This is a genomic window from Pseudoalteromonas gelatinilytica (assembly GCF_001641615.1).
Classification (GTDB): Bacteria; Pseudomonadota; Gammaproteobacteria; order Enterobacterales; family Alteromonadaceae; genus Pseudoalteromonas; species Pseudoalteromonas gelatinilytica.
In genome coordinates, this window is sequence record NZ_LRRU01000002.1 from 116,415 (window position 1) to 134,752 (window position 18,338).

General features: G+C 43.2%; 17 protein-coding genes. 9 read left to right on the forward strand and 8 right to left on the reverse strand.

The annotated features are described in order from the left end of the window. Positions 1 to 106: 106 nt before the first annotated feature. A complete protein-coding gene (gene rpmE, locus NH153_RS00555; protein WP_036973208.1) occupies positions 107 to 322 on the reverse strand; it encodes a 50S ribosomal protein L31 in 216 nt (71 codons plus the stop codon). Positions 323 to 556: 234 nt separating this feature from the next. On the opposite strand from rpmE, the gene priA reads away from it, so the two are divergent. The 5 genes from priA (at position 557) to NH153_RS00580 (ending at position 5,671) form a co-directional block, all read left to right on the forward strand. Further along, positions 557 to 2,737: a primosomal protein N' gene (gene priA / locus NH153_RS00560; RefSeq protein WP_063699939.1), complete on the forward strand. Its 2,181-nt coding sequence runs from the start codon at positions 557 to 559 to the stop codon at positions 2,735 to 2,737. 16 nt (positions 2,738 to 2,753) lie between these two features. Beyond that, positions 2,754 to 3,281 carry an SPOR domain-containing protein gene (locus NH153_RS00565; protein WP_063699941.1) on the forward strand — a complete coding sequence of 176 codons (528 nt, stop codon included), beginning with the start codon at positions 2,754 to 2,756 and terminating at the stop codon, positions 3,279 to 3,281. 80 nt (positions 3,282 to 3,361) lie between these two features. Then, a complete protein-coding gene (gene hslV, locus NH153_RS00570; protein WP_008115012.1) occupies positions 3,362 to 3,880 on the forward strand; it encodes an ATP-dependent protease subunit HslV in 519 nt (172 codons plus the stop codon). A gap of 11 nt (positions 3,881 to 3,891) precedes the next feature. Next, entirely contained in the window at positions 3,892 to 5,220 is a 1,329-nt protein-coding gene (hslU, locus tag NH153_RS00575) for an ATP-dependent protease ATPase subunit HslU (protein WP_063699943.1), read from the forward strand. A gap of 76 nt (positions 5,221 to 5,296) precedes the next feature. After that, positions 5,297 to 5,671 carry a gamma-butyrobetaine hydroxylase family protein gene (locus tag NH153_RS00580; protein ID WP_063699945.1) on the forward strand — a complete coding sequence of 125 codons (375 nt, stop codon included), beginning with the start codon at positions 5,297 to 5,299 and terminating at the stop codon, positions 5,669 to 5,671. A 94-nt stretch (positions 5,672 to 5,765) separates the two neighbouring features. Here the strand turns inward: NH153_RS00580 and NH153_RS00585 are convergent, their stop codons facing one another. From NH153_RS00585 to NH153_RS00595, 3 genes are all read right to left on the reverse strand, one after another. Then, complete coding sequence (locus NH153_RS00585; RefSeq protein WP_063699947.1) at positions 5,766 to 7,646, reverse strand: methyl-accepting chemotaxis protein; 1,881 nt, start codon at positions 7,644 to 7,646, stop codon at positions 5,766 to 5,768. Positions 7,647 to 7,752: 106 nt separating this feature from the next. Then, positions 7,753 to 8,802 carry an MJ1255/VC2487 family glycosyltransferase gene (locus tag NH153_RS00590; protein WP_063699949.1) on the reverse strand — a complete coding sequence of 350 codons (1,050 nt, stop codon included), beginning with the start codon at positions 8,800 to 8,802 and terminating at the stop codon, positions 7,753 to 7,755. Further along, positions 8,799 to 9,335: a phosphatase PAP2 family protein gene (locus NH153_RS00595; protein ID WP_063699951.1), complete on the reverse strand. Its 537-nt coding sequence runs from the start codon at positions 9,333 to 9,335 to the stop codon at positions 8,799 to 8,801. Before NH153_RS00595 ends, NH153_RS00590 begins: the two co-directional genes overlap by 4 nt. A gap of 212 nt (positions 9,336 to 9,547) precedes the next feature. Between NH153_RS00595 and rraA the strand changes: the two genes are divergently transcribed. Then, positions 9,548 to 10,045 carry a ribonuclease E activity regulator RraA gene (gene rraA / locus NH153_RS00600; RefSeq protein WP_054552822.1) on the forward strand — a complete coding sequence of 166 codons (498 nt, stop codon included), beginning with the start codon at positions 9,548 to 9,550 and terminating at the stop codon, positions 10,043 to 10,045. A 5-nt stretch (positions 10,046 to 10,050) separates the two neighbouring features. Next, positions 10,051 to 11,100 carry a formimidoylglutamase gene (locus NH153_RS00605; protein ID WP_063699953.1) on the forward strand — a complete coding sequence of 350 codons (1,050 nt, stop codon included), beginning with the start codon at positions 10,051 to 10,053 and terminating at the stop codon, positions 11,098 to 11,100. A gap of 133 nt (positions 11,101 to 11,233) precedes the next feature. Here the strand turns inward: NH153_RS00605 and NH153_RS00610 are convergent, their stop codons facing one another. After that, positions 11,234 to 12,916, reverse strand: coding sequence for a GGDEF domain-containing phosphodiesterase (locus tag NH153_RS00610; protein WP_063700005.1), 1,683 nt, complete (start codon positions 12,914 to 12,916; stop codon positions 11,234 to 11,236). Between the two features lie 121 nt (positions 12,917 to 13,037). Continuing rightward, a complete protein-coding gene (hutI, locus tag NH153_RS00615; protein WP_063699956.1) occupies positions 13,038 to 14,279 on the reverse strand; it encodes an imidazolonepropionase in 1,242 nt (413 codons plus the stop codon). A 142-nt stretch (positions 14,280 to 14,421) separates the two neighbouring features. Between hutI and hutC the strand changes: the two genes are divergently transcribed. Next, positions 14,422 to 15,129, forward strand: coding sequence for a histidine utilization transcriptional repressor HutC (gene hutC, locus NH153_RS00620; protein ID WP_063699958.1), 708 nt, complete (start codon positions 14,422 to 14,424; stop codon positions 15,127 to 15,129). Here the strand turns inward: hutC and NH153_RS00625 are convergent, their stop codons facing one another. Further along, the gene (locus NH153_RS00625; protein ID WP_063699960.1) at positions 15,130 to 15,900 is read right to left on the reverse strand and encodes a Rossmann-fold NAD(P)-binding domain-containing protein; all 771 of its coding nucleotides are present in this window, start codon (positions 15,898 to 15,900) and stop codon (positions 15,130 to 15,132) included. A 123-nt stretch (positions 15,901 to 16,023) separates the two neighbouring features. Here NH153_RS00625 and NH153_RS00630 point away from each other — a divergent pair, with 123 nt between their 5' ends. Then, on the forward strand, positions 16,024 to 18,048 hold the full coding sequence (locus NH153_RS00630) for a methyl-accepting chemotaxis protein (RefSeq protein WP_063699968.1): 2,025 nt from the start codon (positions 16,024 to 16,026) through the stop codon (positions 18,046 to 18,048). On the opposite strand, the gene NH153_RS00635 is transcribed toward NH153_RS00630, so the two are convergent. Then, the gene (locus NH153_RS00635) at positions 18,033 to 18,242 is read right to left on the reverse strand and encodes a hypothetical protein (protein ID WP_058583864.1); all 210 of its coding nucleotides are present in this window, start codon (positions 18,240 to 18,242) and stop codon (positions 18,033 to 18,035) included. The genes NH153_RS00630 and NH153_RS00635 overlap by 16 nt on opposite strands. Between the last annotated feature and the right edge of the window lie 96 nt (positions 18,243 to 18,338).

Consider the following 18,338-nt stretch of genomic DNA (forward strand, 5'->3'; position numbering starts at 1 on the left):
ATGAGCGAGTGAGTGAGTGAGTGAGTGAGTGAGTGAGTGGCAGTGTTAAGAATTTTAGGCATAAAAAAAGCACCCAAAGGTGCTTCTTTTAACTAAACAGCAGAAATTACTTCTTGCTGCTAAGTGCACCGAAGCGCTTGTTGAAACGATCAACACGGCCGCCAGTGTCTAAAATCTTTTGCTTACCAGTGTAAAACGGGTGACACTCAGAACATACGTCTAAGTGGATGTCTTTACAAAGAGTTGAGCTAGTTTCGAATTTGTTACCACATGAACAAGTTGCAGTGATAGCTTCGTACTTAGGGTGAATACCTTCTTTCATAGGGAACCTCTAGTTAAGGCCGTATCGCTCTCCAAACCCGAAGTCTGGCACCATACGCAGTTAATACAATTAATAGGCCGCGTATTTTATAGCTCAAGTGACCTTGCGACAAGCTTTAAATGCATCTTTCGCTAAAAAATTAATCAAATGACTGGTTGTTCAGTAATTTGTTGGTAGGTTTTTAACTGTAATTTTAGTACATTATCTTTCTATCTTTGTTTCAGTTGAGTTGTTATGCACTTTGTAGAAGTTGCCATAAAAGTCCCTTTACAGCGTACCTTCGATTATAAAGTTGAACAGCTGCTGCATAGCCCTGAGTTAAAGCCTGGCATGCGCGTTCGAGTGCCATTTGGTAGTCAAAAAAAGGTCGCGGTGGTCCTAGCATTAAAAACATCAACAGATGTACCTGCTGACAAAATAAAGCCGATTATCGATATCATAGACGAGACCCCAGTTTTATCGACTCAGCATTTAGCACTACTGAAATTTACTGCTCGTTACTACTGTTATCCATTGGGCGAGACCATTCATACAGCGCTTCCGGCTGCATTAAGACAAGGCGAATGCCCAGATAAAACCAGCATTAATATGGTTGAATTAACTGATAAAGGGGCAAAACTTCCGTCACTAAAAGCAAAAACCCAGTTAAGTTTATTAAAGCAGTTAGCCGAATCGGGCAAGTCATCGGTTACCGAATTAAAAGCACTTGGATTTACAAAAAAAACCATCGATAGCCTGCTCGATAAAGAACTAATCACCCAGTTTATCGAGCATGATAATCAGTGGCAGCAGCGCGCGCCAACGGTGGGTGACAAACCCGTCCTTAATAAAGAACAAGCTGTTGCTTGTACCAGCATTAATCAAGCCAGCGGATTTACTAGCTTTTTACTTGAAGGTGTCACCGGTAGTGGTAAAACCGAAGTTTACTTACAATGCCTTGAAGAAGTACTTAAAAAAGGCCAACAAGCCTTAGTATTAGTGCCTGAAATTGGCTTAACGCCACAAACGGTCAACCGTTTTCGTCGCCGCTTTCCCGATACCCCCATTATGCTGTGGCACTCAGCTCTAACAGATAACGAACGCTTACAAACTTGGCGATTCTGTGAAAAAGGCAGCTGTGCCATAGTGATCGGCACACGTTCGAGTATTTTCTTACCTTTTTTATCACTTGGTATGATCATTGTTGATGAAGAGCACGACAGCTCATTTAAGCAGCAAGACACATTACGTTATCATGCCAGAGATTTAGCCGCTTATAGAGCATATCAGCATAATATCCCGCTGGTTTTAGGCAGTGCCACGCCAGCACTTGAAACCTTACATAAAGCAATAAATAACAAATACCAGTTATTGAGTCTTACTGAGCGGGCCCAAACCAGCACAGCTAACCAGTTCCAATTAATGGACATGAAAGGGCAACCTGAGCAAGCAGGTATTGCCCATGCTAGCCTCGCCTATATGCGCCAGCATTTAGAACGTGGTAAGCAAGTGATGGTGTTTTTAAACCGTCGCGGTTTTTCACCTACTCTTATATGTCATGAGTGTGGTTGGCTAAGTGAGTGCTCACGTTGTAGCACCAGTGCAACCTTTCATAAAGCCATTGGCCAGATGATATGTCATCACTGCGGTGAGCAACATCAAGTGCCTCATCAGTGCCCTGATTGCGGTAGCACACAGATTTTCCCTAATGGTAAAGGCACAGAGCAAATCGAAGAGTTTTTAACGCAAACCTTCCCTGATATTCCAATTAGTCGTATCGACCGAGATTCAACTCGTCGTAAAGGCAGCTTAGAAAAAGCCCTTGATGATATCAATCAAGGCGGTGCCCGCATTCTTGTTGGTACGCAAATGTTAGCAAAAGGCCACCACTTTGCTGATGTTAGCCTTGTTTTGATCTTAGATGTCGACAGTGGTTTATATTCATGCGACTTTCGTGCAACCGAGCATTTAGCGCAACTTGTCACGCAGGTGGCTGGTCGTGCTGGTCGCAGTGGTGAACCTGGGCAAGTATTATTACAAACGCACTTTCCTGAGCACCCGCTACTGCAAGACTTAGTAAACAATGGCTATCAGGATTTTGCCCGCTATGCACTGACAGAACGAGAAGATGCCCAACTACCTCCAATCACCAATATGGCCATTGTGCGTGCAGAAGGGCATAACATTAATCAAGTGGTGGATTTTTTAACTGATTTGGTTCCTGTCCAGAACATATCTGGTATACAATTGCTCGGTCCGATACCTGCGCCACTGGAACGTGTGGCAGGTAAATATCGCTTTCAATTACATATTCAGGCGCAGGAACGCTCCCACTTACACCAATATTTAGCGCAAATGGTCGACTATATAAGCACCAGTAAATTAGCGCAAAAGGTGCGTTGGAGCTTAGATGTTGATCCTATAGATATGATTTAAAGGCCAATTAAGAGTCATGGCACAACACGATTACATAAATAAAAAACCAGCAAATCGAAATAATAAAAAACAAGCCCCGGCGAAAAAGCCCTTCCCTGTTCTCCTTGTTTTAATTGCGCTTATTTTAGTAGGCGGGTTTGGTTATGGCTTGTGGTTTATCAAACACAATGCCGATCCTGAGTTAGTAGAGCAACAAGCAAACCCTACTAAAAAAGAAGAAGAAGTTATTCCACTCCCTGAGCCTCCTGAATTTATTCAGGAAATTAAAGACCACGAAGTTCAGGTTGAAGTAAAAGAAATTGAGCAAAAAGGCCCGTATGTAATGCAATGCGGCTCTTTTAGAACTATGGATCAGGCACAAGCGCTGAAAGCTAAAATCGCTTTTGCTGGATTAGTCGCTGAAGTTAAACGCACCGAAGGCAGTAATGGTACGTGGTATAAAGTGCGCTTAGGCCCATACGAAACCAAACGTATGGCCGAAAGTGATAAGAATAAACTTAAACGTATCAAAATAATGGGCTGCGGAATTTGGCTTTGGACTTGATTTTAGTTCATTCACCCATATAAACACCTCATCAATCGCTTTTTACGAGCGGCCTTGCCGCTCGATGATGAGGAATAATCATGACCACTATTGTAAGTGTACGCCGCGACGACAAGGTCGTTATTGGTGGCGACGGCCAAGTTTCACTTGGTAACACCGTAATGAAGGGCAACGCCCGCAAAGTTCGACGTCTTTATAATGGCAAAGTAATCGCTGGTTTTGCTGGCGGTACTGCTGATGCCTTCACCCTTTTCGAACGATTTGAAAGCAAATTAGAAATGCACCAAGGCAACTTAACCAAGGCTGCCGTTGAAATGGCTAAAGATTGGCGTAGTGATCGTGCACTTAGAAAGCTCGAAGCACTACTCGCGGTAGCTGACGAAACCGCTTCATTGATCATCACAGGTAACGGTGATGTTGTGCAGCCAGAAAACGACCTTATTGCGATTGGCAGTGGTGGTAACTTCGCACAATCAGCAGCTACAGCGCTGCTAGAAAACACCGACCTAAGTGCACGTGAAATTGTAGAGAAAAGCCTTACTATTGCCGGCAACATCTGCGTATTCACGAATAATTTCCAAACTATTGAAGAATTGTAATAGGAACTGCCATGTCTGAGATGACACCAAGAGAAATCGTTCACGAGCTAGATCAACACATTATTGGCCAAGCTAAAGCTAAAAAAGCAGTTTCAATCGCGCTACGTAATCGCTGGCGCCGTATGCAACTAAGCGACGAGCTACGCGCCGAAGTAACACCAAAAAACATTTTAATGATTGGTCCTACTGGTGTGGGTAAAACAGAAATTGCTCGTCGCCTTGCAAAACTTGCTAATGCGCCTTTCATTAAAGTTGAAGCAACAAAGTTCACTGAAGTGGGCTATGTTGGTAAAGAAGTTGAGACTATCATTCGTGATTTAGTTGATATCTCAATTAAAATGACTCGTGAACAGCAAACCAAAAAATTTAAACACCGCGCTGAAGAAGCGGCAGAAGAGCGTATTCTAGATGCCCTTTTACCACCAGCACGCGATACATTTGGTGAGTCAAAAACAGAAGAGAACTCTTCAACTCGTCAAACATTCCGTAAAAAATTACGTGAAGGCCAATTAGACGATAAAGAAATCGATATCGATGTTGCACAAGCTCAACCTAATGTCGAGATCATGGCTCCGCCTGGAATGGAAGAAATGACCAACCAGCTACAGAGCATGTTCCAAAACATGGGTGGCGATAAGCGCAGCAAGCGAAAGCTAAAGATCAAAGAAGCCTTCAAACTATTAGTTGAAGAAGAAGCAGCAAAACTTGTTAACCCTGAAGAGTTAAAAGAGCAAGCTATCTTCGCTGTAGAACAAAACGGTATCGTGTTTATCGATGAGATCGATAAAATCTGTAAACGTGGTGAAGCGTCTGGTCCAGATGTGAGCCGCGAAGGTGTTCAGCGCGACTTACTACCATTAATCGAAGGCTCAACAGTGAGCACTAAACACGGTATGGTTAAAACAGATCACATGTTGTTTATTGCATCTGGCGCATTCCAAATGGCAAAACCATCAGACATGATCCCTGAGCTGCAAGGTCGTTTACCAATTCGCGTTGAGCTTGAAGCACTTACTGCTGATGACTTTAAGCGTATCTTAACAGAGCCTCATGCTTCATTAACTGAGCAACAACGTGAGCTGTTAAAAACAGAACAAGTTGACGTTGAGTTCACCGATGATGCAATTGAACGTATCGCAAAAGCGGCTTGGCAAGTAAATGAAAAAACCGAAAACATCGGTGCACGTCGTTTACATACAGTGATGGAAAAACTAATGGAAGAAATTTCATTTGATGCCTCAGAAAAAGCAGGCACAACACTGACTATTGATGCCAACTACGTTGAACAGCACTTAGGTGCCCTTGTTGAAGATGAAGACTTAAGTCGCTTCATTCTTTAATCAACAAATTAGCGTTATACTAAAAAGCCTCCAATTGGAGGCTTTTTAGTATATAAATCGTGGATTCGAGGCTCACATGAAAGAAGTCACTAAAGTGCATTATCACAGCGTTAGTAAAGTATTAGATGTTCATTTTGATGATCAGGCTATTGCCCAATTTAGTGCTGAATTTTTGCGTGTTCACTCACCGTCTGCAGAAGTGCAAGGTCATGGTAATGAACCAATGAAACTCGTACTTGGTAAGCAACACGTAGGAATTAGCAAGATTGAGCCGGTTGGTCATTATGCAATTCGATTAGTGTTTAGCGATAATCATAATAGTGGCTTATTCAGCTGGCACTATTTAAGTGAGCTGCAAGCTAACCATGATGAGCTTTGGCAGCAATACCAAACAAGAGTCTCAGAATACGAAGCAAGCAAAGACAGCGTGCCTATTAAGTTTGTGCCTTGATATCTTGTCGCGGTGTACACACCCAAGCAACAAAAAAAGCGCGATGACGAAATCGTCACCGCGCTCTATTTATATATAAAGTATCAAGTAATTATTAAACTTTAAACTTATCGATTGCCTGATAGAGCACACGTGCTTGCTCAGACACCTCTTCGCTGGTTTGTGCATTGGTTGCCGCGTGACCCGATGCTTCTTGCGCAATATCACGAATACGTACCACGTTTTTATTCACCTCTGAGGCCACCTGGCTTTGCTCATCAATCGCTGTGGCAATATGGGTACTCATATCCATAATGGTTTGTACATCTTCGGTGATTGAGCGAAGCAGTTCACCCGCTTTACTTGCCTGTGCCGCACTTTCACCACCTTGCGTACGACATTGCTGCATAATACTCACTACTTCTTGCGTACGGCCTTGTAAGGTCGAAATAATGCTCTCAATCTCTTGCGTTGAATCTTGGGTACGCTGCGCAAGTGAGCGAACTTCATCTGCTACTACCGCAAAGCCACGGCCTTGTTCACCAGCACGCGCCGCCTCAATGGCCGCATTGAGTGCCAGTAAGTTTGTTTGCTCAGCAATACCACGAATAACATCAAGGACAGAGCCAATGGTTTCAGCGTCTTTTTCTAACTGCGACACCACACTTGACGCATTACCCAGTGAATCTGATAAGTGATTAATTTGCACCACCGTTGATTCAACCTCAGAACGACCTTGCTGCGCACTTAAGTTAGTCGACTCAGCTTTTTTCGCTGCGGCTTCAGTATTGTGCGAGATATCCTGAATCGTCGCCTGCATTTCGGTGGCTGCTGTGGCAACCATATCCGCTTCATGAAGCTGCTCTTGCATACCAGAGCTAGTTGCTGCCGTCGTTTCAGATAGATGCTCTGTTGCCACGTTCAGGGTACTTAGCGCCGTATTTACTTCATAAATCAGCTTTTTAAAATCACTGATCAAGCTATTAAAGTCGATCGTCATGGTGGTAATTTCATCTTTACCCGATTGAGTAATCGACATGCTTAAATCATTATTGCGACGAATCTCGTTAATCGTGTGGTATACACGCTCGATAGGCTGAATAATTGAACGGCTGGTAAAGTACACCAACAGCATTACAATGATACTTGCAATAATGAACACAGCTAGCGCAATCATTTGTGCACGCGATGCACTTGATTCAACAAACGCTTTTGTTTGTGTAGTCAGCTCTGTAACAATAGCATCACTCATTTCGACACTACGTTTCATTTCACCCAGCGCACCAGATTCTAAGTTAAGGCCCAATGCCACTTGCGCATCAACTAAGGCTTTAAATTTACTTTGATAAGTCTCAAGCAAACTAAGTAACTGGTTTTCGTAACTTGCATCGAAGCCAGCACTTTTGATCTCTGATTGAAAGTTTGTGACTAGCTCATCAAACTTGCCCATATACTTTAAGTCAAAGCGCAGCATAAAGTCTTTTTCTGCTCGGCGAAGCTGTAGCATTAAGGTCAATAATTTATAGTTTTCGCGCTCACTTAATAATGTTTCTACTTGATGCACCGCACCACGTAAATCGCCGTATAAGGCATCTTTTGGATGTAAACCAATTTTCTTTTGTAGTACCACAACCTCATTGAAGTCATCGTAATAAGTTTTCGCAAGGCGTCTAAATTCATTTAGCTTCGATGAATCCATCGACAAATCTTTCACTAACTCGTCTAGTCGCGCCATTTTATTTTTTAGCTGCGAATACTCTTTCTCAAAAAGCTCTAGGCTGTCGACATCTTTGTAAAACAAAAAGTTTTTTTCATGTTTACGCATTGCAAGTTCATGAATGTCGAGCTCCTCCGCATTTTGAATTGTTTCATTGAGCTTTAGCATCATGCGCGACTCAAGGATAATTACACATAGCATCACAATCATTGCAAGACCAACAACGAGCGCGTTTAACTGCAAACGTCGCTTTATAGTTAAGTTTTGTAATACATTCATTCAAAGTGCCCTATAGAAACATGCATTTAAAAGTATAGCTAAACTATTTAAAGCAGCTAATAAAAAGTGGTTAAACTTGCCGCGCATTTTCCAATATAAGGTACTTTTAAACAATCAGTTTTTGTTCTAAATCAACCTGTTGCCATAGGTGTTTATGCAATTTATCCAGCTTTTCCCATTGCTTTTTTTGCAACCAATCAACCAAAGGTGCTGGATCGCTCGGAAAATTCAGTTTTTTGTTCTGTGGCGATTGCAACCAATCATCCATCGCATTAGGGTTTAAATAGCTCATCACATGGGCTGCTCCCATCGACAAGAGCGTCTGTGCATTAATCCCCTGCTCAAACTGTTTACCAAGTGGTTTTAACAATAACTTTTTACCAAGCTGCAATGCTTCACTCGCAAGTTCAAATCCAGCATTGCCAATTACACCACCGGCATTAGCGAGATCATTTAAAAAGCCAACGCGTGAAGGTGCTCGAAGGTGAATATTTCCGATGGAGCAATCCTGCGCATCTGGGTGATAACAGTAAAACTCTCGTTCAGGAAAATCTTTTAAATACTCAACCACACTGTCTAGATTCTCAAAAGGTAGATACACCAATACCTTATTTTCGACCATTACCGGGTTATCATGATGATGGTTTGCAATAAATGGCGGAATAATGTTTTCTGCATAAGGCTGCCAATGCACCCCCAAATAAACACTCGCTGGCGCATAATTACGGATCAGCGCACGGCGAAAGAAAGCTCGGCCAAACATTGGTACTTTATCAGATAAAAATGCTGCTTGATGGCTCATACCAATAACAGGGATACCTTGCTGTTTAGCTGCCCACGCAGTAATTGGCTCAAAGTCATTAAACACCAAGTCATAGTGACGTAAATCAAGGTTTTTTATATCTTTAATTAGCTGAAGTGGGCGCGCATTCTTTAACGTTTTAAAGCTATCAACTTGCCCCGATTTGCTGGTAAACGACAAGCCTCGAAAAGCTCGGTAATCGGCAAAGTCATCCATATCAAAGTAGTCTTGCTCTTTACGACCCGAAAACACATAGTCAACATCAACTCCCAATGCTTTAAAAGTCGTTGCCATCACGCGTGCTCGAGTAATATGGCCATTACCCGTGCCTTGAATACCGTACAAAATTCTCATATAGATTCCACCACCATCACTGCTAATACCGCACAACTTGATCCCATCACCGCGCCAATCACTACATCAGCGGGGTAATGCACACCAATAATCACCCTTGAAGCCGCCACCCCAGATGCCCACATCAACCACAGCACAGCAAATTCAGGAAAGTACATAGTCAAAATAGTCGCCACCACAAACGCTCCTGCACTATGCCCCGACGGTAAGCTAAACTGATCGCTCGGCACTAAATAAGCACCTTGTACTAAGCAGTCGCAAGGTCTAACCCGCGCGATGCGCTTTTTAGCGAGAAAGTAAATAGGCCGCTCAATAGCAAAGCCCACCAAAATACTCATCGCCAGTTGTTGGAAATGCAGTTGCTCGGTAAACCACCAAAAACCAAGAAACAACACCACGTAAAGTCCACCATCACCGCTTTTAGATAACCCAAGCGCTGATCTTCTAAGCCAAATTGGCGAAGCATCGTTAAACACGCTTAAAAACAGCTGTTCATCCACTTTGGCCAATTTAGTAAGTATGTTGTTTGCCATGGTGAGCTCCTTGTCATACTTTGCGTCTAATTTTTATACTTATCTCAGCTTAGGTGCTAAAAATAACAATTAGGTGACGCTTTTGAGACACTAATGTTGCGGTAACGAAATTCCTTTGATTTAAACCAATAATCCGCTATTAAGTCGTTGTTATTGAGTTGTATCAGGGTATACTGAGTACTAAACAGACAGTCTCTTTAGAGGATGAAAAAATGGATTACAGCACTTCTGATTTATGCGACCACTTTGCAGATGTGGTTGATGTGCTCGAACCTATGTTTATCAATTTTGGTGGACGCCCAAGCTTTAGTGGTCGAGTAAAAACCGTTAAATGTTTTGAAAATAACGAGCTGATCCGCGAAATTTTATCAACTGATGGCACCGATAGCGTGTTATTGATTGACGGTGGTGGTTCAACCCGACGTGCCCTAATTGATATTGAGCTGGCTGAAATCGCATTAGAAAACAACTGGCAAGGCATTATCGTTTACGGTGCCATTCGCCATGTTGATGAGCTTGAAGAACTAGACTTAGGCATTCAAGCAATCGCCTCTATTCCTGTTGCTGCCGATAGCGAAGGCGCAGGTGAAGATGGCATTGGCGTTAACTTCGCAGGCGTTTCTTTCTTTGATGACGACTTTGTTTACGCTGATAGCACCGGTATTATATTATCTGCTGAAGAATTAGAGTTAGAAATAATAGAAGACTAATCTCGGTGACAAACTACCTTAAAATTTATGATGAAGCGGCGGTAAAGCACTTATGTGTCCGCCGCGCTAACGAACTCAAAGCTTGGCAAGCCCTTGCCCTTCTCGACACTCAAGTTAACGCTCCACAAGCACTCATCGATGCAAAACAATTCGGTATTCGCTATGTCTTAGTCGGCGTATGTGAAGATATTGGTCCTCGCGCTAACTTAGGTAACGGTGGCTCAGGGCAAGCGTGGCAGGCATTTTTAAAGCGCTTTTTAAACCAAACGCATAACCAGTTTTTAAATCATGAGCGTGTGTTATTACTCGGCGAAGTGGCCCTTGATGACTTAAACCAACAAGCCGCTGACCTTGATAATAAAAACGACGTTGATTTAGCCAAACTCCGTGAATTATGCGCTGATATAGACACCCGCGTTGAGCAAGTGCTTGCGATGATTTTTGCAGCTGGTCTTGAGCCAATTGTAATCGGTGGCGGCCATAACAACTGCTTAGGTATTTTGCGTGCCCTTAGTAAGCAACATGGTAAACCAGTCAACGCAATCAACTTAGACCCTCATGCTGATTTTAGAGAGTGTGAAGGGCGTCATAGTGGCAATGGCTTTAGATATGCGTACAGCGAGAATCACCTTGCTGATTACCATGTAATGGGTTTACACGAATTTAAAAATAACCAAGCGATTATGGATGCCCTGACAAACGCAAACTTCACGTTTGATAGTTACCAAGATATTCAAGTACGTCGCAAAGTCGATTTATCTTCAGCATGTAAACACGCATTAGCTCAGTTTGATAATGCGCCGCTTGGAGTCGAAGTAGACCTAGACAGCATTTCATTAATGCCGGTAAGTGCTTACACCAACTGTGGCTTTAGTGTGAGTGATGCAGAACACTTTGTGCATTTAGCTGCCAGCCAAACAACGGCTCGCTACCTTCATTTATGCGAAGGCGCCCCGTCACAACACCCGGTAGGCATAGATGCAGGCATGAACGACGCAGGCCAAATAATCACTGCTCTTGTGAATGCGTATTTGCAGGCGAGAGAGGCAAGTTAGAAAGTTAGAAAGAGTAAAGTTAGAAAGAGTAAAGTTAGAAAGAGTAAACTCTAAACAGCCCACCATCTTAGTCAAGCCGTTCGCTAACTTTACTCTTTCCCCTAGCAACTCGCTAACTGTCAATCTGACAGCGCTAACTTTCCCCCTGATGCTCTAACCGCCACTGTTTTAACCACGACATCATGCCTACGCTGCTAAGCGGGTAATTAAAGTAATAACCCTGAGCGGCGTAGGTGTTCAACGACTTAACAAATTTAAGTTGCTCTAGGGTTTCTACCCCTTCACAAATCACCTTGGCATTATTTTGATTATGCATATCCACCATGCCAGAAACTAGGCTTCGCACTTGGCTTTGATGGGCAAAATCAGCAGTTAGTGAAGCAGCCACTTTGATATACTCAACATTAAGATTAGGCAGCTTAGCAAGCCAAATAGGCGTGTCACCAAAGCCATCAATACACAGCTTAATACCAATGCTATTTAGCCTTGCGACCATGGCTTTACCTTGGTCATCTAAGCTCATGAATAAATCGAGCGGACATTCAACGATTAAATCACCCGGCTCTAAACGGTGCTCAGTCATAATGCGATCGACAAATTCAATGAACTCTTCGTGCAGCATTTCTGGGCCAAACACGTTAATACTTAGAGGCAATTCAATACCTTCCATACGCAGTGCCATGGCAAGCTCAGCAGCCCGTTCAATAACATACGCAGCTACAGGGTAACTTAGGCCAGCAACACGAATATCATCAATAAATTTGTTCGCCGAAAGAATGCCTTGTTTAGGATGCTGCCAACGTAACAGCAATTCTAAAAATTCAATTTGCTCGTCGCTATTACGAATAACCGGCTGAAAATAAAGCTCAAGCTCGCTGGCAAAATCGAGATGAGCTAATTCGCGTAGGCGTGCTTGCTGTTCTAGTTGCTCAATCATCATTTGCGGATGATAAGGCACAATAGCTCGCTCAGGGTTTGAATCAAGGGCAAGGTTGGCAAATGAAATCAGGTTCTCGAAGCTATACTCTGGTTCGTCACAGTTCACATAACTGGCGCGTACTTTAACTTCAATCGTACAATTAGCAACGTTGAATGGCTTTAATGTTACTTGCCTAATTTGGCTTATCAGCTGCTCATGAAGATGCTTTTGCTCTTCAAGCGAGCAAATAAAAGCAAAGTTTAAGCCCCCTAAATGTGCCAGCTTTTCAGCCTTTCCAGCAGAACTAGGCATGCTAAGCACAGCATCAACACTGAGTTGCTGTTTAATACGAGTCGCCGATTGCGCTAATAATAAATCCCCAAAATCACGACCAATATGCTGGTTAACATCGTTAAAACCTTCAAGGCGGATCATCACTAACGCACAGTTTGCTGAGTGTTCTTCGCTCCAAGCAACAAACGTATTTTTTAGCGCATTACGATCCGGTAAGCCAGTGAGAGGGGTGGCATCTAAGTCATCATTATGGAGCGGCTCAATTTCAACCTGCTCTTCATCCTCTGGCTCTTCATAATTAAAAAAGCCTGAAACAGATAAAATAACTACCGAAAAAACAAGCCAATATAAAGCATTGTCGAGTAATAAATGGGCAGAGTATAAAACCGCAAACGAAATAGCGGCGGCGACACTCAATATTATGGCAAGCCAATTTGTGGTGCGAAATGCTTGCCATAAATGAAAGCATAAACTTAAAGCGAGTAAAATAACTAGCCAAGGTAAGCCTAAGCTTAAAATTGCTAAACCTAATACGCCATTAACGACTAGGCTTAGCCTTAAAATTGGGTTACGGGTTACGCATAAGGCACAGATCATTGCCATAAAAACGCTACCAGCTAAAAACACTGGCACAACATCACTTGTTAAATTTACGAGTTGGGTGCTGCTACTCGCTAAACTAAAAATCAATGACATGTAATCCAAACTGCGTAATAAAACTTATCTAACTAAGTCTACCCAAAATCCACAGATTTAACAGTTTATTTACGCCGAATTGGTAACTTAATTGTGCTGGGTGGGATATTTGCCAATGAGCAATATCAGCTCGAGCCCCTACCTTTAACACGCCACGATCGTCAAGACCCAAGGCACCCGCGGCGTTTCGTGTTACACCAGCTAATGCCTGCTCTGGTGTCATACGGAAAATAGTGCACGCCATATTCATCATTAAGTGCAATGAACATAATGGTGAAGTGCCAGGGTTAAAGTCAGTTGAAATGGCGATCGGAACTTGGTATTGCTGGAGTAGCTCGATTGGCGGATATTTTGTTTCGCGTAAAAAGTAAAATGCACCCGGTAACAATACCGCTGCAGTGCCCGCTTTGGCCATTGCTTGAATGCCAGCTTCATCTAAGTGTTCAATATGATCTGCCGATAAGCCATTAAACTCTGCAACAAGCTCTGCACCATGTTGATTAGATAGCTGCTCAGCGTGCAACTTAACCGGTAAGTTGTGCTTTTTAGCCGCTTCAAACACTCGGCGAGTTTGCTCATTGCTAAAGCCAACGTTTTCACAAAAAGCATCAACTGCATCAGCTAAATCAGCTTCAACAACACGGTCAAGCATTTCACCGCAAACAAGCTCTATGTATTCATCGCTACGGCCTTTATATTCTGGTGGTAATGCATGGGCACCTAAAAACGTGGTTTTAACATCAACCGGGTGATTTTCACCGAGTAAACGAGCCACTTCGAGTAGCTTAATTTCGTTTTCGCAATCAAGACCATAGCCAGATTTAATCTCTACCGTCGTCACGCCTTCTGCGTATAACGCATTTAAACGCTCTTTTGCACTGACAAATAAGCTTTCGTGATCAGCTTCGCGGGTTGCACGCACGGTGCTTGCTATGCCGCCACCATTAGCAGCGATTTGCTCATAGCTCACACCTTGTAAACGCTGCTCAAATTCTTCTGCGCGGCTACCGGCAAATACTAAGTGCGTGTGGCAATCAATCAACCCAGGTGTTAACCACTGCCCTTTTGCAGACACGGTAGGCGTTGCTAGCGCATCAAACTTTCGTAAATCGGTTTGTGCACCTAACCAGGCAATTTTGCCATCTTTAACGGCAATTGCTGCATTTTCAATGGCGCCGTATGGTGCATCGATAGCAGGATCCATTGTGGCGATATTGGCATCTGTGATCACTAAATCCCAGAGCGCTTGGTCATTGTTGGTTGTGTGCATTTTTCACCTATTTTGATGCTTGCAAAAGACTCAACGAGAGCCTAGATTTTAATTTGCTTAAAGTTTATCAACTCGTCTTGTATATACAAGGAAATTATGTCACCCTGTAACACACTGTTAACTTATAAATAAACTTTTCATAATGAGCGTCCCTAAGTTTGCGCAAATAAAAGAATTCATTCTGGAAAATATTCAATCGGGAGAATGGCAAGAAAACGACCGCGTCCCTTCTGAAAACGAACTCACCAGTCAATTTCAAGTTAGCCGTATGACAGCACGGCGCGCGCTATGTGAATTAACCGATGCCGGTATTTTAACTCGCAGCCAAGGCCAAGGTACTTTTGTTGCCAGCTTCAAATCACAATCATCGTTATTAGAAATCAAAAACATTGCCGATGAAGTTAAGGCACGAAACAGTGATTACAGTTGTACAATTTTAGTAATGGAATCTATTCGCGCAATCGCCCCCATCGCAATTGCTTTGGGTGTCGAAGTCGACAGCCACGTTTATCGAAGTGTGATTGTGCACAATGAAAACGAGCAACCTTTGCAAGTTGAGGAGCGTTTTGTGAACCCCGCTCTTGCTAAAGATTACTTACAACAAGATTTTCACAGCCTAACACCCCATGAATACTTATCGCTAAATGCCCCGCTCACCGAGGCTCGTCACACGGTCGAAGCGATCATGCCCAACCAAGAAATGTGTGAATGGCTCAACCTTTACAACGAAGAACCATGCTTACAAGTGATCCGCCGAACGTGGTCATCGCAAGGCATTGTAAGCTTTGCGCGCTTAGTTTCGCCGGGTAGTAAATACCGACTGGGAGGCCACCTTACTTTTAAAAAGTAGTTAAATAGGCGCTTGATAACGAAAACTCAGTGACTCAATCGCCGAGCCATCAATGATACGTTCGCCTTTATCATCGTTAGTAAAAGTGGGTGGTTGATTACCCTGCTCAATGCATTTTTGCTGGTAGTAATCCGCTTTTATTGGATGCGCCGGATTTACCACATTATAAATGTTGCTCGCGCTAGACCAATTTTCGAGTACAGAAAAAGTCGCCGCTATCACGTCTTGCTGCTGTACCATGTTCACCACTTGCTGGCTTGAACTAGACAGCTTTTTTCCAGCAACAAACTTTCCTGGATCGCGCCCAGGCCCGACTAGGCCTGCCAAACGCAATACTTTACCACCGGCACTTAGCACTAACTGCTCAGCATCAAATAGCTGTTGTTGGCGTGCTGATTGGCAATTAATTATTGTGCTCTCATCGTAATGACCATTATCAGCAGGGTAAACACCTGTCGAAGAACATAAAATAAAGCCTTTACACTTTAGCTGCTTGGCAAGCTCAAGCCCTGCTTGCAAAGTGGCTAAATAATTACTTTCTGAGCTGCGACTACGCGGTGGAATTGCACACACCCACCATGCCTCTTCAAGCGATACATCATGTACAAGCTCATCGCCAACAAACGCAAACTGACGCTGAAAATCATGTTCGTGCTCGCGACTACGGTGTGTGCCTTGCACTTGCCATGCTAATTCTTTTGCCTTAAGACAAAGAGCTTGGCCGAGCCAACCTGCGCCTAACACTACCATTTTGTTATCACTAACAGTCATTTAGTAACTTACCTTATGTATTATGTAATATTTTATTAATAACCATCGCTTTGCAGTGTAGCGATTTGGGTGCAAATATGATTAGATAGGTAACTCTACCCGATAATAAAAACACGTGCACCTATGTTAAATAACCTCTCTTTACGTAAAAAAATATTACTACTCATCGGCGGGACGATAAGTGTACTACTGATCATCGCGTCTAGTTTTTTTGTTAGCCATATTGCTGATCTATCGCGCCAAGCTATTCAACGCGAAGCCGACAGCTATTTACAGAGTGAGCGACTTTCAATGCAAGGTTACTTTGCCAAATACGGTAAAGTAGTACAAACCTTCGTGACAAATCCGCATTTAGTGAATTGGTTCGACAACTGGACTAAACGTGACCAAAGCCTTGATAACCAGCCTGGATACGACAGCGTTAATCAAGATTTTGTCCGTATCAGTGGCAACGATGACAACATCTTATCTGCCTTCTTTGCATCTGCAACAACAGGTGAGTATTTCAAAGAAAACGAGCGTACCAGTCATTACAACGGCCAGCCTTATTACGCTTATAAACGTGGTTGGTGGCAAGACGCTCTAAAGATCAACAAACTCTATGTAGGCCCAATTTCTGTGGATTTAACCACAGGTAATGCCTCTGCAGTTGTACAACAGCCTGTTTATAAACAAAACAAGCTTGTTGGCTTTGGTGGTGTTGATTTACAGCTTAATAATATCAACGACATGGTTGAAGCTATTCGCTTTAATGGCCAAGGCTTTGGTTTCTTACTTGATGGCAACCAAAAGGTTGTGCACTTTTCTAAACGCACTGGCCACAAGCTGTCTGTGACTGACGAAGGTCCGAATGGCAAAGAAGGTTTAGATGCCCTCGAAAAACAATTTAGCGACACTTCAGGCTTTAGCGAATTAAACCGCGCGATGAAAAGCCAAAAAGATGGTAGTAGCTTTGTCACATTTAAAGGTGAGCAATATTACGTTGTATACAACCGCCTTGAATTAGAAACCCCTTACCTTGATTGGTACGTGGGTATTTTAATACCAACCAGTATGATTGATGAGCCAGTAAACGATGCGGTGATGACAACCACAACATCAGTGATCATCATTATCGCGATTATCATTGCGATGATCTTCTGGGCCACGCAAATGATCACCAAGCCACTGACTAAACTGACTTACATCATGCGTGATATCGCATCAGGTGATGGCGATTTAACACAAAAAATCGAAATCAAGAGTCATGACGAAGTGGGTCAACTTGCTCATCACATGAACACCTTCATCGATAAATTGCGCGCGATGATGCTTAATACTGCCGCGCAGGCTGAGCAACTAAGCCAAGCTGCGAGTCAGTTGAAAATTGTTTCGCAAAAAACGAACGATGAAATTCAGCAAGAAAAGCAACAAGTTGACAGTGTGAGTGCGGCTGTAACCGAAATGGCGTCTACGGTGATGGAAATCTCGCGTAATGCTCAGCACACTAATAATGCAGCTGAAGAAGTACAAACTATTACTGCAGATGGCACTAAACGCTCGACTCAAGCTCAGTCAGTAATGACCGCTCTGGCGAGTCACATCGGTGAAGCATCTAAAGTCGTTGCGGGTCTTGAGCAAGAAAGTGGCAATATCGGTGCGGTAGTGGATGTTATCAACTCAATTGCTGAGCAAACTAACTTACTGGCACTGAATGCGGCAATAGAAGCAGCCCGTGCAGGTGAGCAAGGCCGAGGCTTCGCAGTTGTTGCCGACGAAGTTCGTTCACTGGCAAGCAGAACGCAAGAATCTACTGATGATATTCGCAATATGATCAGCCGTTTACAACAAATTGCTCAACAAGCATCAACCATGATGCAACAAGGTCAAGAACGTGCTGAAGGCTCAGTTGAGCAAACACAAATTGTATTGCAAGCACTGCAAGATATCGCGCAATCAGTGACAAATGTACAAGATCAAAGTCATCAAATTGCGACTTCGACAGAACAGCAGACTGTGGTTGCAGAAGATATCAACAATAGCTTGGCAGCGATTAATCACTTAGTGAATAGCACTGCGGATCATGCCCATGAATTGGCGGATGAAGCACGTGATTTGAATGAATTAGCTGCGTCTTTAAATAAGACTGTTAATCAATTTAAGTTATAAAGATAAATTGCTGAAGTAGTTAAAAACCCGATGTCACCTGAAGATGACATCGGGTTTTTATCGTCAGCCTTCCCTGTTAATCGTGGCGCAACCGCTTTCGCGTGTTCCATAAATTCGTGCCACTGTTGCTTGTTCCATAAAGCAACTCCTTTGTCGGTCAATCCTTGTGTTGGTTGCGTTTGTACTTGTTCCATATAGTCCCCTCCTTACGCTAGCTTCATCCTGTTTGGCTCCCAGCCTAAGCTTATTCCTTGCTGTCATTTCCGTTCACTTTATCCATAAAGCGTTGC